The organism is Candidatus Cloacimonas acidaminovorans str. Evry (assembly GCF_000146065.2).
Taxonomy (GTDB): domain Bacteria; phylum Cloacimonadota; class Cloacimonadia; order Cloacimonadales; family Cloacimonadaceae; genus Cloacimonas; species Cloacimonas acidaminivorans.
Map to the genome: position 1 here is coordinate 1,722,645 of NC_020449.1, position 26,502 is coordinate 1,749,146.

At 37.3% G+C, this 26,502-nt stretch carries 23 protein-coding genes; 8 read left to right on the forward strand and 15 right to left on the reverse strand.

Translation table 11 applies throughout. The features are described from left to right. The 4 genes from bamA to CLOAM_RS07050 form a co-directional block, all read right to left on the reverse strand. The gene (gene bamA, locus CLOAM_RS07035; RefSeq protein WP_044279046.1) at positions 1 to 2,253 is read right to left on the reverse strand and encodes an outer membrane protein assembly factor BamA; all 2,253 of its coding nucleotides are present in this window, start codon (positions 2,251 to 2,253) and stop codon (positions 1 to 3) included. Between the two features lie 623 nt (positions 2,254 to 2,876). Next, positions 2,877 to 3,326, reverse strand: coding sequence for a hypothetical protein (locus tag CLOAM_RS07040; RefSeq protein ID WP_044279047.1), 450 nt, complete (start codon positions 3,324 to 3,326; stop codon positions 2,877 to 2,879). Then, a complete protein-coding gene (locus tag CLOAM_RS07045) occupies positions 3,310 to 3,744 on the reverse strand; it encodes a helix-turn-helix domain-containing protein (protein WP_015425204.1) in 435 nt (144 codons plus the stop codon). Before CLOAM_RS07045 ends, CLOAM_RS07040 begins: the two co-directional genes overlap by 17 nt. Beyond that, positions 3,722 to 4,213 (reverse strand): hypothetical protein, encoded by a 492-nt coding sequence (locus tag CLOAM_RS07050; protein WP_015425205.1) that lies wholly within the window; start codon positions 4,211 to 4,213, stop codon positions 3,722 to 3,724. The genes CLOAM_RS07045 and CLOAM_RS07050 overlap by 23 nt, the downstream gene beginning before the upstream one ends. Positions 4,214 to 4,748: 535 nt before the next feature. Between CLOAM_RS07050 and CLOAM_RS07055 the strand changes: the two genes are divergently transcribed. Both CLOAM_RS07055 and CLOAM_RS07060 read left to right on the forward strand, forming a co-directional pair. Next, a complete protein-coding gene (locus CLOAM_RS07055; RefSeq protein WP_015425206.1) occupies positions 4,749 to 7,673 on the forward strand; it encodes a M1 family aminopeptidase in 2,925 nt (974 codons plus the stop codon). Between the two features lie 7 nt (positions 7,674 to 7,680). Beyond that, on the forward strand, positions 7,681 to 8,775 hold the full coding sequence (locus tag CLOAM_RS07060) for an iron-containing alcohol dehydrogenase (protein WP_015425207.1): 1,095 nt from the start codon (positions 7,681 to 7,683) through the stop codon (positions 8,773 to 8,775). A gap of 70 nt (positions 8,776 to 8,845) precedes the next feature. On the opposite strand, the gene CLOAM_RS07065 is transcribed toward CLOAM_RS07060, so the two are convergent. The 6 genes from CLOAM_RS07065 to CLOAM_RS07090 all read right to left on the reverse strand — a co-directional run bounded on the left by CLOAM_RS07065 (position 8,846) and on the right by CLOAM_RS07090 (position 16,433). Further along, positions 8,846 to 10,663 carry a hypothetical protein gene (locus CLOAM_RS07065; RefSeq protein ID WP_015425208.1) on the reverse strand — a complete coding sequence of 606 codons (1,818 nt, stop codon included), beginning with the start codon at positions 10,661 to 10,663 and terminating at the stop codon, positions 8,846 to 8,848. After that, positions 10,614 to 11,726 carry a tRNA guanosine(34) transglycosylase Tgt gene (gene tgt / locus CLOAM_RS07070; RefSeq protein ID WP_015425209.1) on the reverse strand — a complete coding sequence of 371 codons (1,113 nt, stop codon included), beginning with the start codon at positions 11,724 to 11,726 and terminating at the stop codon, positions 10,614 to 10,616. The genes CLOAM_RS07065 and tgt overlap by 50 nt, the downstream gene beginning before the upstream one ends. Further along, the gene (gene rseP / locus CLOAM_RS07075) at positions 11,727 to 13,025 is read right to left on the reverse strand and encodes an RIP metalloprotease RseP (protein WP_015425210.1); all 1,299 of its coding nucleotides are present in this window, start codon (positions 13,023 to 13,025) and stop codon (positions 11,727 to 11,729) included. 31 nt (positions 13,026 to 13,056) lie between these two features. Beyond that, positions 13,057 to 13,800 carry a lysine 5,6-aminomutase subunit beta gene (kamE, locus tag CLOAM_RS07080; protein WP_015425211.1) on the reverse strand — a complete coding sequence of 248 codons (744 nt, stop codon included), beginning with the start codon at positions 13,798 to 13,800 and terminating at the stop codon, positions 13,057 to 13,059. Then, complete coding sequence (kamD, locus tag CLOAM_RS07085) at positions 13,797 to 15,353, reverse strand: lysine 5,6-aminomutase subunit alpha (protein WP_015425212.1); 1,557 nt, start codon at positions 15,351 to 15,353, stop codon at positions 13,797 to 13,799. Before kamD ends, kamE begins: the two co-directional genes overlap by 4 nt. 513 nt (positions 15,354 to 15,866) lie before the next feature. Beyond that, on the reverse strand, positions 15,867 to 16,433 hold the full coding sequence (locus CLOAM_RS07090; RefSeq protein WP_044279048.1) for an LPP20 family lipoprotein: 567 nt from the start codon (positions 16,431 to 16,433) through the stop codon (positions 15,867 to 15,869). A gap of 233 nt (positions 16,434 to 16,666) precedes the next feature. Between CLOAM_RS07090 and CLOAM_RS07095 the strand changes: the two genes are divergently transcribed. Further along, a complete protein-coding gene (locus tag CLOAM_RS07095) occupies positions 16,667 to 17,641 on the forward strand; it encodes a hypothetical protein (RefSeq protein WP_015425214.1) in 975 nt (324 codons plus the stop codon). A gap of 22 nt (positions 17,642 to 17,663) precedes the next feature. Here CLOAM_RS07095 and CLOAM_RS07100 read toward each other — a convergent pair whose 3' ends face one another. From CLOAM_RS07100 to CLOAM_RS07120, 5 genes are all read right to left on the reverse strand, one after another. Continuing rightward, complete coding sequence (locus CLOAM_RS07100) at positions 17,664 to 18,485, reverse strand: DNA-methyltransferase (protein WP_015425215.1); 822 nt, start codon at positions 18,483 to 18,485, stop codon at positions 17,664 to 17,666. A 276-nt stretch (positions 18,486 to 18,761) separates the two neighbouring features. After that, on the reverse strand, positions 18,762 to 19,745 hold the full coding sequence (mltG, locus tag CLOAM_RS07105) for an endolytic transglycosylase MltG (RefSeq protein WP_015425216.1): 984 nt from the start codon (positions 19,743 to 19,745) through the stop codon (positions 18,762 to 18,764). After that, a complete protein-coding gene (gene ruvX / locus CLOAM_RS07110; protein ID WP_015425217.1) occupies positions 19,742 to 20,158 on the reverse strand; it encodes a Holliday junction resolvase RuvX in 417 nt (138 codons plus the stop codon). The genes mltG and ruvX overlap by 4 nt, the downstream gene beginning before the upstream one ends. Next, on the reverse strand, positions 20,155 to 20,730 hold the full coding sequence (locus CLOAM_RS10000; protein WP_232502670.1) for a hypothetical protein: 576 nt from the start codon (positions 20,728 to 20,730) through the stop codon (positions 20,155 to 20,157). Before CLOAM_RS10000 ends, ruvX begins: the two co-directional genes overlap by 4 nt. After that, the gene (locus CLOAM_RS07120; protein WP_015425219.1) at positions 20,717 to 21,277 is read right to left on the reverse strand and encodes a hypothetical protein; all 561 of its coding nucleotides are present in this window, start codon (positions 21,275 to 21,277) and stop codon (positions 20,717 to 20,719) included. The genes CLOAM_RS10000 and CLOAM_RS07120 overlap by 14 nt, the downstream gene beginning before the upstream one ends. Before the next feature lie 306 nt (positions 21,278 to 21,583). On the opposite strand from CLOAM_RS07120, the gene CLOAM_RS07125 reads away from it, so the two are divergent. Genes CLOAM_RS07125 through CLOAM_RS09405 form a run of 5 tightly spaced genes read left to right on the forward strand, consistent with a single transcriptional unit; the run spans position 21,584 to position 26,455 of the window. Next, positions 21,584 to 22,684, forward strand: a complete 1,101-nt coding sequence (locus CLOAM_RS07125) for a sodium ion-translocating decarboxylase subunit beta (protein ID WP_044279049.1) — start codon at positions 21,584 to 21,586, stop codon at positions 22,682 to 22,684. A 13-nt stretch (positions 22,685 to 22,697) separates the two neighbouring features. Continuing rightward, positions 22,698 to 23,099, forward strand: a complete 402-nt coding sequence (gene cdd, locus CLOAM_RS07130; RefSeq protein WP_015425222.1) for a cytidine deaminase — start codon at positions 22,698 to 22,700, stop codon at positions 23,097 to 23,099. Then, positions 23,100 to 24,044 carry a radical SAM protein gene (locus CLOAM_RS07135; RefSeq protein ID WP_015425223.1) on the forward strand — a complete coding sequence of 315 codons (945 nt, stop codon included), beginning with the start codon at positions 23,100 to 23,102 and terminating at the stop codon, positions 24,042 to 24,044. Then, positions 24,041 to 25,162, forward strand: coding sequence for an N-acetylmuramoyl-L-alanine amidase family protein (locus CLOAM_RS07140; protein ID WP_015425224.1), 1,122 nt, complete (start codon positions 24,041 to 24,043; stop codon positions 25,160 to 25,162). Before CLOAM_RS07135 ends, CLOAM_RS07140 begins: the two co-directional genes overlap by 4 nt. A gap of 21 nt (positions 25,163 to 25,183) precedes the next feature. Further along, on the forward strand, positions 25,184 to 26,455 hold the full coding sequence (locus CLOAM_RS09405; RefSeq protein WP_015425225.1) for a DUF512 domain-containing protein: 1,272 nt from the start codon (positions 25,184 to 25,186) through the stop codon (positions 26,453 to 26,455). Positions 26,456 to 26,502: the final 47 nt, after the last annotated feature.

Sequence of the window (26,502 nt, forward strand, 5' to 3'; positions counted from 1 at the left end):
TTAAAAGGTTGTTCCAAATTGTAAATGGGGTTCCCAACCGCCATCGTTGATGTTATAGGCATAATCAAAACCGATTAAACCGAAAGGACTGCGGATTCTGATTCCGAGTCCGGTTCCTTTTTTAAAATTGAGGAAATTGAAATCACGCATCTTATTATAGCTGTTTCCAGCATCAAAAAAGGCAACTGCAATTATTTGATCGGTTCCTAAGGGATAACCTAATTCCGTAGAAAAAATAATTGCTCTTGTTCCGCCTCCGGCAGGACCAATGGAACTATCGGGAAAACCTCTTATTCCATCTGCACCTGTTCCGCCCAAATAGAATTTTTCATCAGGAGGAGCATCTTTAGACCTGCCATAAGGAGTAACATAACAAAAACGCCATTTGGTGCGTAAAATAAGTTTCTCCCAGGTATCCATATACCAGTTAACTTGAGCAATTTCCTTGAAATAATCAAAATCACCGCCAAACATACCACCTGCAACTTCACTGTAAAGAGTAAACTGACTTCCTTTGGTAGGGAAAAATACATTGTCGCGTGTATCTCTGCTTAGCGTTAAACTGAACGCACTGGTGTATCTCCAATTCAATTTACTCAGTTCAATCAAGTTGGCATTGGCAGTGGAATCTGCCATAATAGCATTCATATTGGTTATTCTGTATTTCTTGGAATAGAGAGAATAACCGGCTACAGCTCTCGTTTTATCTATCCAGGGAAGAGTTTGACCAACCCTGATTCCTGCACCACGAGTAAAAATCTCGTAATAGAAAGAGCTCCAGGTCTTTTTCGTGTAATAGAGATTGCTTCCCAAAAGGATATCGGTATCCAGCAAATTAGGATTGGTGAAAGCAAATTCAAAGTTTTGGGTGTTGCCTCCAAATTCCCAGGTCAGATTCGTTGACCAGTTATTACCAAACAGATTATTTTGAGCTATAGAAAGCTGGCCTACAAATTTATCCTGGGAATTATAACCCACTCCTCCATTGGCAGTTCCACTTGCACGGTCTATAACATCAAGCTGTAAATCTATGTCCCCGTCTTTATTGATGGGAGTATAATCCAAACGAATATCCTGTTCAAAGAAACCCAAATTGTAAATGTTTTGTTGACTTCGCATTACTTGGGTCTGACGAAAATAGTCACCAGGTGAAACTTCCAGCTGACGCCGGATCACTTTTTCCTTGGTTTTTCTGTTACCTGTAATATGTATCTGGTGAATTCGGGCACGGTTATTTTCATTGATTTTCAGGTTTACGATTAGCTGGTCGCCTTCTTTAACATAATTCGGGATAATAGACACATAGATAAACCCTTCATCAAAGTATTTGGTATAGATTTTTCGTATTTCGTTATCAAAGAACTCCTGGTCAAAGGGTTCGCCAATTTTCATCGTGAAAATATCTTGCAGTTCTTCAGAAGAGAAAAAATCATTCCCTTCAATAGTTATACCCCCGAAATTATATTTGGTTCCTTCATAAACATTAATAACGATTTCAATGTATTTTTCCCCCAGCGGTTGAATTTCGTAGGGACCTATCACTACATCTATAAATCCGTTTTTCTTATAGAAAGCGGTGAGTGCTTGCAGATCAGCATCAAATTTTTCCTGCTCAAAATGACCTGAGCGAAGGAAACTAGCAGGTTTGGTTTTCATCTTTTTCTGCAAGGTCTTATCTTCAAAATAGCTATTCCCTACGAAGGTTATTTGCTTGATAGAGACCTTTTTACCTTCATTTACCTGAACCTTCAAACCAATCTTGTTGTTAGGTAAACGGGATTCAAATATCTGAATTTCGGCATTACTGAAACCCTTGGTAGCATATTCATTTTTCAGCTTGTTCAATAACTGATTTTTAACTCCTTCACTCCAGTAACTGCCAACCTTAACATTTACCAGTTCATCTATTCTTTCCTGCTTTACCGCTTTGAAACCAATATATTCAATACTGCTTACAATCGGATTTTCCTGGATTTTTATCAGTATAGTTACTCCTGTTCTATAGGGTTCAGATTCCACTTGAATATCAGAAAATATTCCCATTCTATACAAATTACGAATGGATTTTGCCACGGCTTCAGGATCAAGAGTATCTCCAACTCTAAAACTGAGTGCGGAAGTAACCAGTTCCGGATCTATATTTACAGCTCCGATTACTTTTATTTCATATATGATTTCTCCAACAGCATACAGGTTTTGGGCAAGACAGCCAAGCAGCAAAATTAAGATGCTGCATAGTATTATTCTTCGCATTATTCCTCCACTCAAGAGTTAATAGCCAGAATTGTAAATAGCCCTTTTTAGTAAAGACATTTTTTTGTTTTATCCCGCTAATTCCTTTAGAGCATTTTTAAAAACGCATATTTGGGGTTTAGCTTTATATCTGTTTTTATTACAAGCCATTATCCCCTTTTTTCTGTTCTTCCCTAATTGCATTGCTTACCCATTGCTTACCCATTACGGATGGGATTAGCAATGAGTCCGTATTGCGTAACTAATGCTTCTTGGCATAAGGAGTTATATCCCTTCCCTTTTGCTAATTCTTTTATCATCCCTGTGAAAGCAGAAATCCCTATACTTTTAACCCAAATAATGCAATGTTAGAAAAATGAGTTGGCAAAATCTTTCTTTGCCAAAGACAAGGAAGGATTCTGTTTAAATTTATACCTACTATTTGTACAATCAGAACTTGGAAATTGGATGGCTATATATTATTAATTATTTCTATGGCATTAGTTAAGTTTAACCTTGGTGCCAAACTAATTATTTCAATTAAATATCCTATGTATATCCGTAAAATAGTTTCTAACTACCTTTCTCCCAATTGTTATAACAAAGAAAAGAAACAAAGTTTGAAATAACCTGAATCAGCTTATCTATCCTTGATTTTCTTCTTTTTGATTCTCATAGTATTTCTTGCATAAATCGTTTAAATCAATTGCGGGAAGAATATAGGTATCAACAGGATAATAGGAAGTTATGTTCTGTAGATAAGCGCGAATGTTATTATATGTGATAGCGGTTGCAGAGAAGTTCACCAACTGCCCAAATTGAATGGAATTCACATCTATTGAAGCATCAATTCTAAAATCTCCTGAAGCTTGCACCCTTATACACAATCCTGGTTTATCCGGATAAGTTTTTTTTGCTTTGATCTCATAATAGATACGCACAAGATGGTCATCCTCATTATTCTTATAAATCTTTAAGACAATATCCAGGTCATCAATATTTTTGCTTTTAGTATCATCAGGTAGATCAATATATATTTGCGTATCTAATACTACAAACATCTCTTGTTGAAGTTCACTACGCCGGATTTCCACAATCACTCCCTATAACTCTATTCTGATTATTGTATTTATCATTATGTACCTGCTTGAAATCTTCAAAATTATAAATATTCGCCTTCTTCGTATGTGGTTTACCAAAGCTTTCAAATGCATATTCTCGGATACTTTCTACTTTGGCTTCTTGAATATCACAGTGAAATTTAACCTGGTATTTTTGTGATATCCCAGCAAGCATAGTAAGGTTGAGCAATCTATCTCCAGCAAAAACCTGGCTTAAATAGGAAGGTGAAACCCCTGCAGCTTTAGCAAGCTCTTGTTTGCTAATTCCCCGTTCCTTGATAAAATCCTCAATTTCAAAGCTTATCGCCATACTTAAGGCAATTGCTTCATACCTGCGAAGATTACCCTGGATAGATTGTTTTATCTTTTCATGATTGTATTTTGAACTCATACCCTGCCACCTTTTTTATTATATTTTTTTCTTTTTTCCTGTTCTCCTGGTTCTTTTTACCACTATGTATCTCACAAATGATTACCTGCTTTCCCTCTTCAAAGTAAATTTCCCGGCAATATAACCTGTCATTTCTCCCTTTGTCCATAAACTTCATAGCAGTAATCACAGGATTATTTTGCTCTTTTCTGTATAGTTCATCACGATACCGGTTCTGGTAAATCACCGCTGCTATTGCTGATAACTTATCGCATCTGTAATTTATATCGCCAGGTACAAATTTAGGGTTTATTCCTTTTCCACCCAAAAAATCCATTAATTCATCGTGGATTTTTTCACGTACAAACAAAGATACTTTGTATTTAGGACACCTTAAATGAACAACCGGCTGTAATAAATCATCTATACATACTGTCTTTTCCAAGTTATCTAATTCCACTTTATCTATAGCTAAAGTTTTGTCAAGCAAAATTTACTCTCCTCACTTTCGGTTTAAGGTCCTATGAGAATGTAAATAATGGAAAGAATATGATTTTTTTCTTCATCTTGAGTATAGATAATCTATTTATAATCATCATTGAGGATTAAGGATAAGGTTGTGCGAGTTTTGGGATAAAGGCATTTCCCTAAGAAATGCTAATAGTTTCTGCAATCTTTTTTTGCTTGTCGTAAGAGAATTTAACAGCTCTTCTAATAAAGGTTTATAATCCATATATTACCACCATAACTAAAATAAGTTACTTTTTTTGACCATCTAACTAATATTACTTACATTGTCTTTCATTATAGACAAGAAATAAAGGAGAGAGAAGATGTCAAGCAAAATAATGGATAAAGATGAAATAAGATATGAATTAAAGAGGATGAATCGTCCGCAAAAGTTAATAAATGCGAATTTCAAAAATCGGGATTTATAAATAGTATACCAGCATTTATTTTATAAAATTTGGAAACAAATATGCTTGCATAAGTTAAGATAACATTTTTTTAATTCAGAGGTTATTATGAGATTGCAGGTTAAAAAAGTTCTTCTAACTCTTAGCTTATTTATCAGCATAGGGATGTTGTTTAGTCAAACAATTGAAAATGTGAAACCTGGCCGGAAATATAGTTCTCCTTTGCCTCAAAACGCTTATCCGGAAGAAGAAATTTGCCGTGCCGATTCTGCTCACGGTTTTGATGTGCTAAAATATGAAATTACACTAACTATCAATGACGCTTTACATTATATTTGGGGTAATGTATTAGCAACGGTGATTGCCACGGAAAATCTTACCAGTATGTCTTACGAATTAACCGGTTTCAATGTGAGTAATGTTTTGGTAAACGGAATTCATGCCACAAGTATTAACTATGGCACTCATTTCACTTTTCCGGTTAATGTATCAGCAGGAGAGCAATTTACAACGCAGGTATTTTATTCAGGTACCCCTCAATTAGTTTATAGTTACTATAATATCGGAATGATTTTTAGTAATAATACCGTTTTTACTATATCCGATCCTGATGCCGCTCGTGCCTGGTGGCCCTGTTATGATCACCCCTGGGATAAAGCAATTGTGGATTTGCACATTACTATGCGCAGTGACTGGAAAGTTGCTGCCAATGGAATTAGAACCGAAATAGTGAATAATGGTGATGGCACTTCTACAACTCATTGGATTGGAGAAAACCCGATGACTACTTATCTGGTTTGTATAACTGCTGGTCCTTATGTAGAAATAAATCAGACAGTTCCGGAACAGAATAATCTGCCCGTTCAGAATTTCGTAATGCAAAATCAATATAATAATGCTTTAATAGACCTGCAAAATCTCCCTTGGATGATTTCCTGGTTTTCTGAACTTTTCGGTGATTATCCTTTTGAAAAATATGGCAATGCTGTCGTAAGTATGAGCACTTACGGGGCTATGGAACATCAAACAATGACTACTTTAGGAAATTATATTATTAGTGGAAACGGTGCTTATGAAACAGTTATAGCTCATGAACTTGTTCATCAATGGTTTGGGAATGCAGTTAGTTTTTTAACTTTTAAGGATGTTTGGCTTTCTGAAGGTTTTGCTACTTACGGAGAATTTCTCTGGACAGATAAAAGATTTGGCTGGCAAAGTGCCTGTAATTATCTACATAGTAATTTTCATCAGTATTATCTGGATTGGGAAGCTAATGCAGGACCTCAAACTATATATAATCCTTCTTTTTATAACTATTTTTCGCCGCCCTCTTATGAAAAAGCAGCCAGCGTGTTACATATGTTACGGTTAAAGCTTGGAGACACCAATTTTTTCAACTTGCTTCGGCTTTATTATAATACCTATAAAAACGGGAATGCTGTTACGGCAGAATTTGAAACACTGGCAGAACAAGTTAGTGGACAAGACCTTAGCCCATTCTTTAACCAATGGATTTATGGTTCAGGAATTCCTAATGTGAAATATTCCCTGTGGCAAAATGAAACTAATAACCATCTGGAAATATATGCCAAAACTACTTCTCCAACTGCCACTTCCTTCACGGTGGAAATTCCTTTTCGGATTACTCAAAATGGAATTAGCGATTCTTTATTGGTAATTGCCGCTCCTGATGGCTATTCCAACGATTTTAATTATTCCGTTTTGAGCGATAATTTCAATATTGTTTCCAATTATAACCATTGGACTTTGTTGAAGGAATTAGCGGAACAAATTCCTCATTTTACGGAATATCTGCCCACCAATAATTGCGTTTTACTTTTCTGGAATACATTTATACCAAACAAGGATCATCAGTATCGGCTCTATCGTAAATTGAGCAGTGCACAAAATTGGTCTTTACTTGCTACCTTAAATAACGACACTTTCAGCTTTGCCGATACAACTGCAATTTCTGGTATCAGTTATGATTATCAATTTAGAGTAGTTGATGTAAACGGATATTTTTCCAGACCTTCAGAGACCGTTTCTGTTACACCTCAAGCATTCAGTTTTACGGGTGAACTTTTAGTTGTTGATGAAACCAGAGATGGAATAGGAACCCAAATCAATCCCGATGATGAAATGGTTGATACTTTTTATGCTTCCGCCTTAAGTTTATTTTCCTGCCCGATTGATAATTGGGATTGTGCTACCCAGGGTCTTCCCAATCTGGAAACTTTGGGAAATTATAAACTGGTGCTTTGGCATTCGGATGATTTTAACCAAAATTTGCTGCAGGGTAATTCTTCTTTGCTTAGCAGTTATATTGCAGGTGGTGGAAAAATAGTTATTTCCGGCTGGAAAACCCCTTCAGTTTTAACGACGGAATTTTTTAACCGCTTTGGAGGTGGAGTAACTCCTATTTACGATAATTCTGCCTGTTTAATCAGTGCTCAATCCGATATCTATCCAACTTTAACAGTGGACACTAATAAGACCCTTTCCTCCTGGAATTCAATGTTACCATATATTTTTACTTTCAGTGGAGCTGAAGAACCTTTATATTTTGCCAATATGATGGAAGGAAGTAATGGAGCAGGACAGTGTATTGCTTTCAAGCACGATTTTAACGGCACTTTAGTTCTCTTTGGCTGTCCGCTGTATTTTATGCATTTAGATGAGATTACCAATATGTTCTATGAGCTCTTACCTACTCTAAATCCTGCTTTACCGAATTCCGATGAAACTATTATTATGCCTCAGGCAACTCTTTCCGCTTTTCCCAATCCTTTTAATCCGACTGCTACAATTTCCTTCTCTTTACCTGTTGGCGGAAAAGCAGAACTGGTATTATACAACCTGAAGGGACAGAAAGTAGTTACTTTATCAGAAGGTCTTATGCCCCAAGGGAAATATAGCATCTATTTTAACGGAAGCGATGAAAAAGGCAGAGCTTTGGCTTCCGGTGTCTATTTGCTTCGTTTGCAACATCCTGCAGGCATTATAACGAAAAAGATTACTCTGCTTAAGTAGGAGCTAAATGTTCTATTGTCCAACCCGTATTATTTTTGCCGATAATGCGATGCAAAAGGCAAAAGAATATATTGCCTCTTTCGGAAAAAGAGCTTTAATTGTAACCGGAAAAAACAGCGCTAAACAAAGTGGCGCTTTATCCGACACCATTTCTGTTTTGAGGGAAGCTGATATTAATTATGCTCTTTTTGACCGCATTACGGAAAATCCTACTTTGGATATTGTAATGGAAGGCAAATCCGCTTTTTTGCAAAATAACTGTGATTTTGTTATTGGCATAGGAGGTGGCAGTCCTGTTGATTCCGCAAAGGCAATTTCCTTGGCTGCTGCAAATTCCTTAAACAGAGATGAAATGTATAATACTTCTGTTTTTAAAAAGGCATATCCTATTCTGGCAATTCCCCTTACAGCAGGAACTGGAACAGAAGTTACTCAATATAGTGTTCTTTCTGATCCTCTTACTAAAAAGAAAGCCGGTTTTGGCTGTGATTTAGCTTTTCCTACTTTAGCTGTTTTAGACCCGAAATATACTTTAACTTTGCCACCAAAAGTGACTCTGCATACTGCCTTGGATGCTTTAAGTCATCTCTTGGAAGGGCTTTATAGTAATCAGCGTTCACCAATCGTCTATCCCTTTATCTATAAAGGTATTGCCTCTATTATGAAGTTTTTGCCTATTGTTCTTTCCAAACCGGAAAATTATTTGGCAAGAGAAGAACTGATGAGAGATGCACTTTACGGAGGAATGGTTATAGCTCAGGGAAGTACTACTCTTCAACATTCTATTGGTTATCCTTTAACCTCTTTTTATGGTATTCCTCATGGTTTGGCAAATGCTATGGTTATGGAAGATATTATGGAGCTCTATTATCCTGCTATTCAGCAAGAACTGGATGACCTGTTCAGCTATTTACAAATAAATAAAGATAACTTTTATACCTGGCTAAAGTCCCTGCCTTTTGAACGCAAAATTGACTTCAGTGAGGACTTTATAGATAAAGCTATTCCTCAAATTATGAGCAGTCGTAATATGGCTCTGAATCCATTACCGGTAACTGAACAGCAAGTTAGAACCCTTTTGGAAAACCTTCGGAAAACTTGATCTCCACGGAAAGTTGATGTCCTCATCAACCAATCACTGTAAAACTATTAATCCAAATGGTATTCATTCTTCATTGAAATTTATATGTCTGTGGTCTTTTACCTGAAAAATCTGGAAGTTCCAGTCCTTTTTTCGTGGAGAGCGTAATTTTCCATTCGCCTTTACTCCCCTTTTTTTGATTCAGAGCAAAGCAGAGTTCAATTGATTCCCAAATTAAAGCCGGATTATGAATTCTAAAACCAGCTCCTTCTGTCAGCAGAACATTTTTAGTGCTGATTTGGGAAAAGTGATTGGTAGCAAAGGCACAATCCAAAAAGGTAAAGAGTCCTATTTTAAAGCCCCAGATTTGATAAGGAGTAGTAATATCGTTTTCCAAATTAGAGCGTAACAGTTTATCACCCTGTAAATTCCAGATTCCACGATAGCCGGAAAGGGAAGAAACATTCATTTGTTCCCTGGGATAGCGTTTTCCTCCGAGAACTAAATTGCTGTTGAAAAAATACCTGCTTTGGAAATCTCCTATGTGTTGTAAAGGAGAAATAAAAAGGGGCTCAACAGCCAAAACACTTTGTTCCGTTCCTTCACTGCCAATATATGTTTCTAAAGCACTGACAAAATAAAGATATGAACCGCGAAGCAGTTTATCTGCCCGGGAATAATGCAAACCGGTAAAAAGACGGTTATGGTATTCTCCGAATTCATAACCCAAAAGTGTTTCAGTTAAATAGCCAACAGGCAAAACATTGTTAACCAGAAAAAAACTGATGTTTCTAAAGGAAGTGTAACCGGTTTTGGTAAAAGCAAAAGAACTTAAGGCAAAGATATTATCCTGCCAGGGTTTACCTGTATTTGCATCAACTTCCGGACTTTTGGTAAACCAGTTTTTCTCCAACCCGAGAGCAACATATTTATAGGCATTCGTTAGATTATCGGAAAAGCCAAAACTATGCGCATACCAGGAGCCAAGAGTCCATTTTTCCGTAGTTAAAGTATCGGCAGGAGGGTGAATATAATTTCTGGTTCCTTCAATACCTCCGGAATGTGGAGTTGCAGGATAAAGAAAAGGATGGCTTAAATACAAATCCTGATTTGAATTACCTGAAAATTCCTTCCAAAAAGCATCAACGCGGAAAAAAGTGTTCTTGATATTAGAATCGCTGTAATATGTCTCCCAGCTTAGTGTTTTCATTTCCTTGGGGTTAATATGCCAAATATGTTTCAGTCCCAAACCCAAACCCAGAATGTTTTGTTCATTTATCTTCAAGCGGTATTTACTTTGGGAAATAATCCTGCCGCTCAGTTCCAGAGAAAATTTATCCCGCACGAGGACAAAAACATCAACAGTGTCATCTTCATTATCACTAATCAGCAGTTCTGCTTCTCTTAAATAGGGTAAGTCCTTCAAATAGGCAAGGTTACGATTCATTATTTCCGGATTAAAATCATCGCCTTCGGCAAAAAACAGCATATCTTTAATAATCCAATCCCGGGTTTTATAGTGAAGAGAATTACCTAAATCCAAAATCCTATTATAGATATGTGTTTCCGGTTTATCAGGAAGCATTTCAAACACATCCAGATTAACGATGTAAATTTTGGCTATCTTTTTCCCGCTATATTGCTCAAAAATGGAAAAGAGATTTTGTTCCTGCTGGCGTTCTGCCTCCATTTTAAAAATTAGAGGATAGACCTTTTTATACAGCCAGTTTTCCGTCCAAGGTTCGGGAATCGTTATTTTAAGGGAATCTGCTGGAGAAGTGAATTCGGTTTCCTGGCAAAAGAGTGTGCCTCTTACAAGTATTATAGCAAGAAAGCCAAGATATATTAAAAAAGTTTTCTTACTGAACAATTCTGTCCAGCGTGGGAAGCATTTCTGCCAGAAATTCATTCCATTTATTTTCCCAAATCGCTTTTCTTGCCATTTGCATCAGTTCCTGATAGAACCATAAACTATGAATAGTAGTAAGTCGCATTCCCAAAATTTCATTCATAGTGATTAAATGCCTGATATAAGCGCGGCTGAAATGAGTGCAGGTATAACAACCACAGAGAGGATCAATAGGGCTGAAATCGTCTTTATAACGAGCTGCTTTAATTATCATTTTGCCATACCTGGTAAAAATACTGCCTTTGCGTGCATTCCGAGTGGGCATCACACAATCAAACATATCTATGCCCCGGTCTATATTATTCAGCAAATCGCTCGGAGTTCCAACGCCCATTAAATAGCGTGGCTTATCAATTGGCAAGATATCATTTAGAAAGGAAGTAATCCTTAATAAATCCTCTTTTTCTTCACCTACGGCAAGTCCACCAATTCCATAACCGTCAAAATCCATTTCCATTAGTTCCAAAGCGGATTTTTCACGCAAATCCTCATAAATTCCCCCCTGCACAATTCCGAAAAGTGCCTGATGTTTATAATTCGTAAAGGCCTTTTTTCCTCTTTCAGCCCAGTCCAATGTAGTAGCAAGTGATTTTTCCACATACTTTCTGGTAGAAGGATAGGGAGGGCATTCATCAAAGCTCATAATTATATCTGCGCCAAGAGCTTCCTGAATTTCAATCACTTTTTCCGGTGTAAATATATGAGGAGAGCCATCAATATGGGATTGAAATTTTACCCCTTCTTTGCTTATTTTGCGTAAAGCAGCCAAGCTCATTACCTGAAAACCGCCGCTATCTGTTAAAATTGGATGATTCCAACTGATAAATTGATGCAAACCACCCGCTTTTTGGATTAAAGTGTGCCCGGGTCTTATATAGAGATGGTAGGTATTTCCCAAAATTATTTGTGCCTGAACTTCTTCCAGTTCTTTGGGGCTCATTGCTTTCACTGTTCCCAAAGTTCCTACAGGCATAAAAACAGGAGTTAAAATCTCGCCGTGTTCTGTTTTCATTATTCCGGCTCTGGCTTTTCCGCTGGTCTTTTGTAAAGTAAAATTAAACATTTATTGCCCTAATAAGAATTGGCGGATAAGCAGCTTGGAAATATCGGCATAGAAGGCATAAAACATCAGTAACAATAAAATGGCAAAACCAACACGCTGTAAAAATGCCTGCACTTTTATCGGTACAGGTTTCCCGAAAATACCTTCCAGAAAGGCAAAAAAGATATGTCCTCCATCCAAAACCGGAATGGGCAAAAGGTTCATTATCATCAGGATCAAACTTATTGAAGCAAGAAAGATAATTAGAGAACTAAATCCGCGCTGAGCAACCTGTTGACCCATTGTAGCAATCATCACGGGACCTCCAAGATTATTTTTCAGCTGTTCGGGTTTTGAAATCAATTTGTATAAGCCCACATAATTCATCACAATAAAGCTGATGGTGCTTTGGGTGCCGTAGCTTATTGCCTGCAGAGGATTATATCTGTTAACACTTTTCACCGGCATATATTGACTAATCCCAATCATTTTTTGATCACCCATAGAGACATTTTCTTCCAGAGCTATTTTTCGTTGCAGGATTTTTCCGTCCCGTAAAATGGTTAACAGAACTTCATCGTTTTTTGAACCCACAATTTTTTCCCGCATTTCATACCAGTTGGAAACATTTACACTGTCTACAGCCAGAACTTTATCTCCGGGTTTTAACCCTGCTCTCCAGGCAGGCATTCCAGTAAAAACCTCTCCAATTGTGGTATCTACTTTGGGTTCAAGGGATTTAATTAAAGAATCCACTTGGGAGGGAGCTACTTCTAAAACTGTCTTTTGTCCGTTATGAAAATAGGAAATGGTATTGGGTTTTTTCTCGGAAAGCGACACTAAAAATTCCTGAAAACCCTTTATCGGTTTGCCGTTTACACTTATAATACTGTCTGCAGGACTGAATGTTTCAGCCCAAATTCCTTTGGCATTTTGAATAACCGGAACAAGGTCTTCCTGTTTTTGCGGCAACATAAAGGCAATTATGAATAGTAACAATCCGAAAAGCAGATTGGCAAAAGGTCCGCTGAAGGCAATAAGAGCTCTTTTCCACCACGGTTTGCCCAAAAAAGTGCTTTCTTTATCAACGCTTATTTCTTCTTCTGGATTTTCCCCTTGCATTTTTACATAACCGCCTAAAGGAATCCATCCCACGCGATATTGAATACCATTTTTCTCAGTTGTCCAAATTGCTTTTCCGAAACCTATGGAAAAACTTTCAATGCCTACTTTAAAAGAGCGCGCCACTAAAAAGTGACCCAGTTCATGCACAAAAATCATCAGCCCGAAGGCAATTATTGTTACCAGCAAAGTTAACATATACTTAAGCTAATGCCCTCATTATAAATGCCTATTCCTGCGCTTTTTGTTTTGCCAGAGTAATGGCAATATAGCTGGCAACATCGGTGGCATAAGTTCCTTGACCAAAACCAGCATCGTAACCAAGTTCTATTGCCAGTTCGTGTGAAATGCGCGGTCCACCGCAAATAAACAGCATTTTATCTCTTAATCCTTCCGCTTCTGCAAGTTCTATAAGGCGGGTTAAATTTTTGATATGGATATTTTTCTGGGTAACTACCTGGGAAACCAAAATAGCATCTGCATTCACTTCTCTGGCTTTGGCAAGAAGTTCTTCACAAGGAACCTGAGCTCCCATATTGATAGCATTGAAACTATGATAGCGTTCCAATCCGTAACGATGATTGTAACCCTTCATATTCATTATGGCATCAATTCCGACAGTATGAGCGTCACTTTCTATGCAAGCACCAACAACAGTTATTTTCCGTCCTAAATGTTCTGCCACAAAAGCATCTGTTTCTTCCATTGTCATTACCGGTGTTTCTACTACTTTTACTTTGATTTTGCTGATATCTACACTTGTGGAAGTAACAGCATAGGCAATAAAATGTGTAAAGCCCTCCCTTAAATCGCTCATAGATGTTATTTCCGCTTCGTCAAAACCTGTTTGTAACAATAATTTTCTGGCTGCTTCTTTGCCCAAAGCATCACAGGAAACGGGCAATGTAAAAGAAAGCTGCATTTTTCCATCGTTTAAGGTATCGCCATAAGGACGAATTATATTTTTGCTCATAAAGCAAGCTCCTGTTTCATAATTTCCAAAAAGGGATTGTAATAGTCCTTATCTTTCATAATTACACCGTCCAAACCTTTTCCCCCATTTTCGGGTCGTTTAATATCGGCAAATTCACCTTTAGCCATAGCACTAAAAAGACCTTCCCGAGCTACTTTTTCCAAAAATTCCGTTGCCTGAGCCAAGACCTCATTTGCTCTTTTGTTAATAAAACTATCTTCACTTAAACATAAATTTTGGTTCAGGTCTTTTACCGCTTTAAATATATATTTGGCATTTTCAATAGCCAGAAAGCGGTCTGCCAAATGCGGAGTATGAATTGCCTCCGTCATCATACCTAAAAGCTGAACACCTTGCCCTGTCAATTGCCCGATAAAATTGAACATCGCATTGAGCAGATAGGTCTTAAAAATATTACCGCTGGCAAATTTTGTCGGTGGCATATATTTTACCGGTGCATCAGGAAAGAGGGTTTTGGTTAAAAGAGCGTGTGCTAACTCAAAACTAAAGCTGTTTTCCAGCTCGGGATCAATCTCAAAAGCATGTCCTAATCCCATTTTTTCGGGTTTAATACCGCTCATTAAAGCAAAACTTTCATTGATTAACTGGCTCGCAGTAACCGTATATGCCTTTTCTACAGCATCGGAAGTAGTTAAATAATTATCTTCACCGGTCTGAATTTCAATTCCCGCATAGGCATTGATCATTCGCGCAAAATATTGATCCAGCAAGGTTCTTTTGGGGTTAATATCTCTGAACAATATGCCATACATTGCATCATTAAGCATCATATCCAAGCGTTCCATTGCCGCCATAGCCGCGATTTCAGGCATACAAAGTCCACTGGCATAGTTTGTTAAATAAATATAATGGTTCTCTTCTTCAGCTACCTCATCCAGCGCTTTACGCATTATTTTAAAATTTTCCTGCGTGGCAAAAGTGCCTCCAAAACCAACCGTAGTGGCACCAAAAGGCACATAATCCAATAAGGATTGAGCTGTTGAACGGATAACTGCAATAGCATCGGCACCTTCTCTTGCTGCAGCTTTGGCTTGGACTACATCTTCATAAATGTTTCCAGTAGCGACAATTACATAGATAACTGGTTGGGGGCGGGGCTGATATTTAGCCAGAAGTTCTTCCCGCTTTTGTTTTTGGGCTGTTATATGACCCAACATTTTATCTACCAAAGGATTAAGAGTTTCCCAAATTGCTTCGACTGAGGCAAGAGGAATTTGAGTTATGCCTAAACCTTTATAGGCAACTTCTTCCGCTACTTGCTGTGCTGTTAAACCCTTTTTTAACATAGCATTAGCCACCCAAATTGCTGCTCCTTTCTGAAGAGCGGAATTTTCCACCAAATGATCTACCACAACATTAGGCAAGGGGTTACCATCTTTGAGGGCACCGTCTATTCCCATCAAGCGTAATACTGTCCTTTCTGTAGCTACAGTAGTATAGCCCTCAAACAGCCAAGTAAAAGCATTTGTTATCTGAAATGCCGCTTTCCGGGCTCTGGATACCATTTCCTGATTAAGACCTATTTTTAGCATTTATCGCTCCAATATATTGAAAAGTAAAGTCGTTGCATTACTTTTGGAACTGCTTGTTTCGTCAAGGGATTTTGTTTTTTTCCTTGCTTGCTTGTCAACATCAACCCTTCCTTAAGGTTGGGTGGAGGATGGGTAGTCACTAAGTATCTTGCTGGGAACAATAACTTGGATAGTGCAAATCTCTCACAGATTGTTATAGTTTATCCCAAATAATATAGTTGAGCAAAAATGGGTTGGCAAGTTCCTATATGCCAAAGAGTTTGCAGAACCCTGAGAAATGAATTTCCTCTCTTTATGGAAAATTAAAACTCAGCAAACCAAATACAAAATTTGTCTTTTCTTCTCCAGGTTGAAACCCTTCTCTAATATCTATCGTTCCTACGGAATTTTTCTCTTTTATAGCTCTCTTTCTTCGTTATAAATTTTCACTTATAGTGTAGTCGGAGCTCGCTGAAGCTCTGCATTTTTTTCTTGTTGAGAAACGGCGTTCTCCGGCTACACATTATTTATTTATTAGTATTTTTCTACTGCCTTATCCAGCTCCTGAAATGCCTGAGATGCCTTAAACTGATTGTAAAGTGCTTCTTCGTTGCGAATGCTGTTCGCCAATTTTCTGTTGATTTCATCTTTAGGTATTTTCAACTGAATCCAGGTTTTATAGCGAACACCATCTGGTTCATTAACCTTTCTGGTCTCAATTTTACCCATTAGAACACCGGTAAATTTTGCAGAAGAAACGGCTTTTACCACATTTTGTGTAAGAGCTAAAACCTGAGGGTCTTTAACACCTGCTTCTTCTTCATAATTTTTCAGCATACTATTCACCAAAACCTCTACATACTGTGCTGCTTCCTGAAGAGCATTTGCCCTGGCTGCTTCCACTGATAAATTTTCCGAAACCTTGGTTGCTTGTCCATAAGTACAAACATAATCCTGTTCAGGTTGGGTAGCCCACCAAGCTGGACGGTAAACTTCCTCACCTTGTGGTTTAATATTGGCTTTTTTGTTTGAACTGCAAGATGCAATCATCACAACTACAGCCACTAAAACTAAGAGTAACATCATCTTGTTTAACTTCATTTTTCCTCCCTTTAGGGTTAAATATTCTTTTTGCTTTTCATACTCTATAGTCAAATATACAATCTAATCAATCATCAGGTATATGTCAAGTTCAAAATACCAAACACAAAAAAAAATAACGATTTCAGAATTTTCCAAATTACAAGATTGATTGGGTTATGACTATAATTATTGACAGATGATGGCAAAACAAATTTAAAGTTAAGGAGATTAAAATTTACAAGGAGTCAGCTTTGGAAAATAATTTAGATGTCCTCAATTATCAAGAACTAATTAAGAAATATAGCTGGATTTTGGAAAGAGATCATAACTGCATTTTAAGCCCTGATTCGGATGGATTATTATGTGGTTTGTTTATGTCTAATTATCTAAATTGGAAAATAGTTGGCTTTTATGATGGTAAAATCCTGATAAAAGATAAGAAAATTGATCTTAATGAATGTATTTTTTTGGATATGGAAATATTTAGGGACTTTATCAGAAGCGCGGGTCACCATATAGTTTTATATTCCCAAAGGGCAATTCCTGAATTATGGACTAACTTAAATCAATGTATTCAGCCAAATCTTCTGCGGGGCTATTATGGTCAAACCCATTTTAAAAACAAATATCCTTTAGCAATGATCCATTTACTAATTGGAATATTGGACAATCAGGAAAAAATTAATATTGAAACAGAAAGCATCTGTCCTCTCCTTTTTACAGATGGTACTTTTAAGAACTTATTCAACTATCCCGAGAACTGTTTAAGCTGGTTACATTATTTAGGGGCTGACAGGAAATCATCTGCTCTGCATAAAATCTTCTTTAATGAATGTTACACAATCACATCCTTAATGATAGCATTGAAAGAACTCTTTAAAGTTATAAGCCAGGATGACTATAGTGATAAGATTAAAATCTCTACTCGTGAGGGAAAGATTGATGGTCTCCAAAAAGACAATTCTTTTTTCCGCTTTGATGATAATACCTGGTTGAAAACGGAAAATTTCCTGAAATACTTATCAGCAAAGACAAAATGGAACTATATTCAAGACAAATGGACTAAATCGGATTTTGATGTCTTTCAATTTACGAAGAAAAGTAATAAAGCGCGGGTAGGAATCTTTAGACAAATTCTTTCCGAAAATCCTTTATCTATGGCACAAACAAGCGGTAATTTAATAGAATATACTATAGACCCTCACAACATTTTTAAGAACATATAATTAACCAAGAGACAATAGAAAGTTACAGAAACATAAGCTGATCTTCGTCTTTCTTGCCTTCAATGGCAATCCGCTGTTTAGCAAGTTTAACATACTCTTCGGATATTTCAAAACCCAAAAAATTACGGTTTAGTTCAATAGCGGCAAGAGCTGTAGTTCCTGAACCCATAAAAATATCTAAAACAATACCTTCTGGCGGACAAAAACACTGAATAAAATCATAAGGTAACTTATCGGGAAAAGTAGCAGGATGTTTATGTTTCAAGCGTGAACCGTCACCTGCTGTTAAGTATTCCCAAACCGTTCCTCGGCATTTCATTTCGTTTATTAAAATAGGTCTGGTTGGAATTCTAATCCCATTTGTTAAACGAGTTCCACCGCCTGTAAGGGTTTTCCCGCCATGCTTTGAAGGGATTTTTAATGGCTCTTTATCAAAATACTGAGGTCGTTGCCCTTTAAGAAAAACCAACATAAACTCATGATCAACTCTAAACCTTGTTTTCCACCAGCCACCTTCTGCTCCATATTTTCTATAGATAAGTGTCTCAAAAAGGCGAAATCCGGCATTATCACACCAGTCAATTGCAGTTCTGAAAGTAGTTAATGATTTGGCAAAATTCCTGGTTTGATCTTGCATAACCATAACTGCAATGCCACCTTCTTTCATCACCCGGTAAAGTTCTATACCTACATTATGAAGGTCTAAGGAAAAACCATGATAATCTCTTATTCCATCATAGGGAGGTGATGAAACACAAAGGTCTATACAATTCTCCGGCAGTTTTTTTAAACCTTCTACACAGTCGGTTTGGTATATATCATTTATTTCATAAGGTCCAAGCATTAAATTATATCTCCCTTAAATAATATAGCCATAAACCAATATCTTGTCAAGTTCCGTTTATTCGTGTTCGTTTTCATAATTTCAGCCATTCATCTTAAATATATGAAACAAATTATCCAATATGCGGTTTTTTACTCTGAATTATGCTTTTTCCTAGTTCAGCATTCATTCTTTGCGGAGGAACTGCTTCCTCCGGCTACACCATTTTTCCTATGCTCGTTAAGGGTTTACCTTTCTACTAACCTCTTGACCTTCAAACTTTTGACCTCATAAACTCTACAGCATCGTTCTCTGCTTTGCCAAATGTTCTTCATAAGTTTTGGAAAACACATTTTTTCCTTGGCGATCGGAAAAGAAATATAAATAGGAATTAGGTTTGGCATTCAAAACCGCTTTTATGGTTGTAATTGAAGGATTGCAAATTGGGGTTGGGGGCAATCCTTGATAAAGATATGTATTATAAGGAGAATTGATTTGGGTATCTGCATAAGTTAACACACTGCGTTTAATTCCTTTGGGCTCCAAAATATAGTCAATTGTTGAACAGGATTGAAGTGCCATTTGTTGTCTCATACGGTTTAAAAAAAGTCCGGCAATAATTTCTTTTTCGCTTTCATCCCCTGCCTCTTTCTCCACAATGGAAGCAAGGATCAATTTATCATAAAAATCAGGAACAGCAAAAGGATCAATCCCTTCCTTCTGTAAACGGCGGAAAAATTCACCTGCGGGAATTGCCAGAATTGAATCCGGCGATATTTCAATCGGAAAACGATAGGTCTCCGGATAAAGAAAACCCTCCAAAGATAGGGCATCAAAACCGGTAAGTTTTTTTACCAGAAGAGGATTTGTTGCTGCTTTATGCAGTTCCTCATAAGTTGCCAAGCCACTGGCATCAATTTTCTTTAGGGTTTTATATAGCGAAAGACCTTCCGGAAAAGTGATTGTTATGCTTTCGTTTTGACCTTTATATAAACGGCTAACCGTTTGCCAAAGATAGGTATTGCCTCCAAAAATATAACTTCCTGGTTTCAGGTTTCTATCTGCTTTTCTGATTTTGGTGAGGATAATAAACATTGTTTTACTGCGAATAATTCCTGCTTCGGAAAGTTTAGCAGCAATTATTCTGGCATTATCTCCTTGTTTAATTCGCACAATGCGCTCTTCACTATGCAAAGGAACAAAAACCAGATAAACAATAACCAAAATTAACAGACACAATAAGATTGCCAAACCGATAAGAAATGGTTTTGCTTTTTTCATTGGTTCAGAAACTCTTTTAAAATCATTGCTGCAGACATAGCATCTTTAATTTCTTTTGCTTGTCTCCAGTTATATCCCATTTTTTTCAGTTCTTCATTTGCTTCCCAGGTTGAATAGCGTTCATCAAAACCCTCAACCGAAATAGATAAGACATCTTTTAAGCGATTCAAAATCTGCTGACACTCTTCCGTTTTGGGAGTGATGGAACCATCTATGGCATAAGGAATTCCAATTATTAACAAAGTGACCTGATGCAAAGTAATTAGTTTTTTCAATTCCTCCACTAATTGTTCAAAACCTTTATTGGAAAGAACACACAGCGGCTTGGAAAAAATACGATTCGGATCACTTAAGGCAATACCGATACGCTTTTCTCCATAGTCCAGGGCAAGAATGCGTCCCTTAGAACTCATATATTGGATTCATCTCTCCAAATGGCAATTTTCCAACCGTTTCCTTCAGGCCTCAGGTAAAATCGGGCTATGCCATTGGCAGTAATAGAAGAATTGCTTTCCTGATAGGAAAGGATTAAATCAAAATTACAAGGAATTATTATCCAATCCTCATGACCTACTTCCGGATCATTCTCCCATCTTTCAGAAGGGGGAATTTGTAACCGTAACTTAATATCATCCGGAGGAGGATAAGTTCCATCACTGGAACCCTTATTAAACATTCTATCCGTATATTCCACTTCTTGTGCATAACCCCACCAGGAATCTCGCATTCCGTCATTATTCATATCAATTCCAATTAAACTTACTTCGCTTGCCAGAAGCTCGAAACGAAAATCCGGATGCAAAAGGGATTTATAAATATTGATATTCCTTTCGGTGTATGCTCGTTCCAGATTTTGTAAAAGTTCTTCAGGAGTACGATTTTGAATTTCTTCATTGGACACATCATAGAGTTCGGGACAGAAAGGATTGTTGCAACCGCCAATCAGAAGAGTCAAAAAAAGCAGAATAATGCTAATGGTTCTCATATTTCAACTTTCCCCAAGTAGGAACATTACTACTGCGGTAATCATACCACTTTGTTATATACCAGTAGCCATATTCCTTTTTTAAATGCAGTTCCATATTCCCTTCCGCCAAAGTTAAAACTTCCTTTCCCTCATTGCGGGAAATACCTGTAATATTATATTGACGGTATATTTTTGCTTGCGCCGATTCTATCTGATCCTGATCATCCACTTTCTCTAAGGTTACCTGCATATTTTTATAGCGGTTATGCAAAACCTGAATCATATCCTGCTCCTGAACTCTTGTCCAGGTTTGCTCTATAGAAAAATCGCTCACATCCTGCGGGGCAAAATGAAATACATAATCGGAACTGAAAAGTCGTGCATAATTAACTGCATTTTGAGGATATTCATAACTGTATTCCAGATTTAACAACAGAGAATCAACCTCCGTGGTAAAATCTATCCATGGTATCTGTACTGCAGGTGGTTCTGAATCACGAACTGAAAACAGATCACAACCCGTCAGTAAAAGAGCAACCAGCAGAATTAAAACGATATTTCTCATAAATTCATAAAAAAGATGTTTGAGATTGTGTCAATCAAAATTTGGGTCTTGAGGTCTTGAGGTAGAGAGGTTAGAAAAAATAGAACGCAGATATCTGGATCAATTGGATTTTTCTTATGGTTAATTATAAAATAGAAATCTGTGTAATCCGTGTAATCTGTGAGAGCTTATTCTTTATCCGTGTAATCTGTGAGAGCTTATTCTTTATCTATGAAATCCGTGAGCGAATTGTTTTTGCGTTATTGCTTGACAAACAATCCCTCTTCAGGATAGTGGCAAATGCAATAAGACATAGGAGTTTTGCTAATGGAAACACTTTTTTCCGGCTTGCTTGGCTTCCAACTGAAACAGGTTATAATGATTATTATTGGACTGATATTGATTTGGCTGGCAATAAAACATAAATATGAACCAACCTTGTTGTTACCTATTGGTTTTGGAACTATTTTAGCCAATATACCGTTTTCTGCTGCTGTGGGAGAGCATTCGCCTTTAGGTATTCTATTTAAAGCCGGAATTGATACAGAGTTATTTCCCCTACTTATTTTTATTGCCATCGGAGCAATGATTGATTTTACTCCTTTACTGAAAAATCCTTTTATGTTGCTTTTTGGAGCAGCAGCTCAATTGGGTATTTTTGTAACTATCGTTTTAGCTGCCGGTTTAGGTTTTGAAATTAAGGAAGCAGCCAGTATTGGAATTATTGGAGCAGCGGATGGACCTACTTCCATTTATGTAGCCAATCGTTTTGCTCCCAATCTTTTAGGTGCAATTTCCGTTGCTGCCTATTCTTATATGGCTTTAGTGCCGATTATTCAACCCCCTGTTATTCGTTTACTTACAACCAAAAAGGAACGCCTAATTCGGATGGATTATCACAGTGGTGATGTTCCGCAAATTGTTAAAATCATCTTTCCTATTGCTGTTACTATTATTGCCGGAATATTTGTTCCTGCTGCTTTAGCGCTAATTGGTTTTTTAATGTTCGGCAATTTAATTCGGGAATCCGGTGTTTTAGAAGGGCTTAGCAAAACCGCTCAAAATGAACTGGGGAATTTAGTAACCATTCTTTTGGGTTTAACTATTGCTTCCAAGATGCAAGGTGAACTTTTTCTGGTTCCGCAGACCTTGTTAATATTAGCTTTAGGGCTTGTTGCCTTTATTTTTGATACTGCCGGAGGAGTGCTTTTTGCCAAATTACTTAATGTATTCAAAAAGGAAAAGATAAACCCGATGATTGGTGCTTGCGGAATTTCCGCTTTTCCTATGAGTGCCAGAGTTATTCATCAAATGGGGCTAAAGGAAGACCCTTTCAACTTTTTATTGATGCCTGCAGTGAGTGTAAATGTAGGTGGTCAAATCGGTTCTGTTATTGCCGGTGGCTTAATTTTAGCGCTATTGGCTTAAAAAGAGGATAGAGATGGTGAAATTGAATCTCAGTGAAAAAGAATTATTAGAGGCAGCCAAAAAGGCAGCAGAAAACTCCTATTCTCCCTATTCTCATTACAAAGTAGGTTGCGCCGTAAAAACTAAAGACGGACATATTTTTACCGGTTGCAATGTAGAAAATGCCTCTTATTCTTTAACTATCTGTGCAGAACGCAATGCCATTTTTAAAGCAATCAGTGAAGGACATAGAACTTTTTCGGAAATGGCTGTTTATGTGGATAGCGAAGAAAGTTTTCCTCCCTGTGGTGCTTGCAGGCAAGTGATTTATGAATTTGCACCGGAGATTGAAATAATATATGCTAACCGGAAGGCAATTCACAAAGCTTTTATAACAGAATTATTTCCCTCCGCCTTTACTTTGAAGAAGGATTAAATGTCCTATTCCCAAATGTTTTCCTGTAATATTTGCCCACGCAATTGTGGAATTGATAGAACAAAGAACAAAGGTTATTGTGGTGTTACGGATAAACTTAGAATAAATTTGGCTACACGTCATTTCGGAGAAGAGCCCTGTTTTAGCGGAACACGCGGAAGTGGCACTATTTTCTTTGCGGGATGCAATTTACGCTGTGTATACTGTCAAAATTATGAGATTTCTACTTTATGTTGGGGAAAAGATATATCAGTTGAAGAGCTTATCCGTCTGATGTTAAAGTTGCAGGAAGAAGGAGCTCATAACATAAATCTGGTAACTCCTACACATTTTACTCTTCAGCTTAGGGAAGCCATTATTCAAGCCAAAGAAAAGGGTTTAACTATTCCTGTCCTGTGGAATTCTTCCGCTTATGAAAAGGTAGAAACACTGCAACTTTTAACCGGACTGGTAGATATTTATCTGCCTGATTTCAAGTATGCGCATAAGGTTTATGCCCAAAAATATTCTGCTGCTCCAGATTATCCTGCCGTAGCCATTTCTGCCATCAAAGAAATGTTTTCCCAAGTAGGGCTCTTAAAACTTGACGAGAAGGGAATTGCCCAAAAGGGATTGCTGCTCAGAATGCTTATTTTACCCAATAAATTAGCCGGTTGCAAAGAAAATTTATACACCCTTGCAGAGGAATTGGGAACGGAGCTAACTCTTTCTCTTATGGGACAATATTATCCTGCCGGAAAAGCAAAAAACTATAAAGAACTAACAAGAGGAATTACTTTAACCGAATACTTTGAGGTAGTTGATACAGCTGTAGAACTTGGTTTTACCAAATTATACACTCAAGAAATTTCCAGTTCGGATACTTGGACTCCCAATTTTTCTCCTGCACCAGAGGAAATAAATCCCGCTTCGGAATTTAATCCCCAATTGGAGCTTACGCTATGAACAAGAAATTCTTTGTCTTTTTTGCCCTGCTTACCTGTTTAGGAATGCTTTTGGGTAATATCACTATCCAAATTAAGGGCGAAGTAAAACCTGTTAATTTGCAAGAAACAACGCTTTCTTCTGTTTCTTATGTAGCTTTAAAGGATTTCAGCGCTATTTTTAAAGCCATCAGTAAAGAGGATAGAAGTGACAATAGATTGTATTTGAACCTCTATGATGAACAGTTTATCTTCCTGGAAAATTCACCTTATTATACTCTGAAAGCTGTTTCTTACAATATGCATTATCCTCTTTTACGGAAAGGAGAGAGTTTGTATCTGCCTTCTGTTTTTGTAACTGAACAACTTAAGACACATTTCCCCTCTCTCATTCAACGCAAAGGAAGCACTTTACAAATCGCAAAACCAATTGATAATAGCGTAAAGACCATTGTTCTTGATCCAGGGCATGGCGGTAAAGACCCTGGAGCCATAGGGAAAAAACTGAAAGCTAATGAAAAAGATATTAATCTTGCTGTAGCCCTGAAACTTAAGAACTTGCTGGAAAAAGAACTGGGGGTTAATGTTTTACTTACCCGGGAAGATGATCGTTTCGTTTCTTTATATGATAGAACCCGTTTTGCCAATGAAAAAAGAGCAGACCTCTTTATCAGTTTGCATTCCAATTCCAGTAAGTCAACAACTTCCCGGGGAATTGAAACATATTATTTATCCACTGCTCAAACCTCCGATGCCAGAGCCGTGGAAGCTATGGAAAATGCTGTTGTAGAACGCTTTGAAGGAGGAAGCGAAGCAAAAAAGAAATACGATGACCTTTCCTTTATCCTTAGCGACCTTGCTCAGACAGAACATTTGGAAAACAGTAACAATATGGCATTCAATGTGCAACAAAATCTGATTTCCGGCACGCAAAGTATTGATAGAGGTGTGAAACAGGCAAATTTTTATGTGTTGCGAGGCGCTTTTATGCCTTCTATTTTAGTGGAAATGGGCTTTATCAGCCATCCTGAAGAAGAACAATTATTGGTGAATGAAGAATATCAGGATCGTCTGGCACGCACTATTTTTGAAGGCATCAAGCGTTTTAAGTTCCATTACGACAGGATAAGAAACACCTAAAAAAGAAAACAGAGAAAAACAATGGCTATTCTAATTCAAAATGTTCTCCCCCGAAGTTTGGCAGCCAAAAATAACATTAAAAGCGGAGAAAAACTGATTTCCGTAAATGGACAGGCAGTAAATGACTTTCTGGATTTGGAATTTTATACTTCGGACTATGAATTTGAGCTGGAAATTATGTCTGCAGAAGGTATCTCTCGTAAAGTTAAAATTCAAAGAGAAGAAAAAAGTTTTTTGGGAATTGAACCCGAGCCATATAAAATTCGCTATTGTGAAAACGCCTGTATTTTTTGTTTTATTGACCAGATGCCGCCTGAATTAAGACCCACCTTATACATAAAAGATGACGACTATTTATATTCTTATGTTTTTGGCAATTACATAACGCTAACCAACCTTGATGAAACCGATTATGCAAGAATTATCAAGCAGAGAATTTCCCCGCTGTATGTGTCTTTACATACAACAGATAATGCATTGCGACAAAAGATAATGCGTCCCTCAAAACAGGTAGATGCCTTATCTGTGTTAAAAAATTTAAGTCGGCACGAAATAGGTTTCCATATTCAAATTGTTTGCATTCCAGGTATTAATGATGGAGAGGCATTAAAACAGACCTTGAAAGACCTTCACGATCCGGAAATTAATTGTCTTTCCATTGGAATCGTTCCTGTGGGCTTAACCAAATACCGTAAAAACCTTGATGAAATTATACCTTATAATCGGCAAACCGCTACAGCAATTTTAGCTTTGATTGATGAAGCAAGAAAGGAATATAACAGCACAATTATTTATCCTGCAGATGAATTTTACATTTTAGCGGAAAGAGATATTCCCGATGAGGATTTTTATGCCGATTATCCCCAGTTGGAAAACGGAATAGGGATGTTGCGTTTAACTATTCAAACCTATAAACAAAAAAAACGTGGTCTGTTGAAAGAACTGAGAAAAAAACCGGTTAACTATTTAATGATCAGTTCCGTCTGTGCTCAAAATGTTATCACCCGCATAGCAGAAGACCTGAATAAGCGATTAGAAAACCAGTTTATTCGCGTTCAGGTTATCCGCAACGATTTTTTCGGTCCCGATATAAGTGTTTGCGGATTGATAACTTATTCGGATTTATGGCAGCAGATTGCTCCACAAGCAGGGGAAACAATTATCCTGCCTGCCAGCATTTTTAACAATGAAGGAGAGACCTTGGATGGAAAAGACCATCTTACTTTTCAGGAAACATGGAAAAATCCTATTTTGCTGATTGACCAATTTTTTGAGGACTGGGATTATCTGTAGTTTTTTCTTGACCGAGTTTGGCTCTATAGGAAAAGAAGATAAAAATT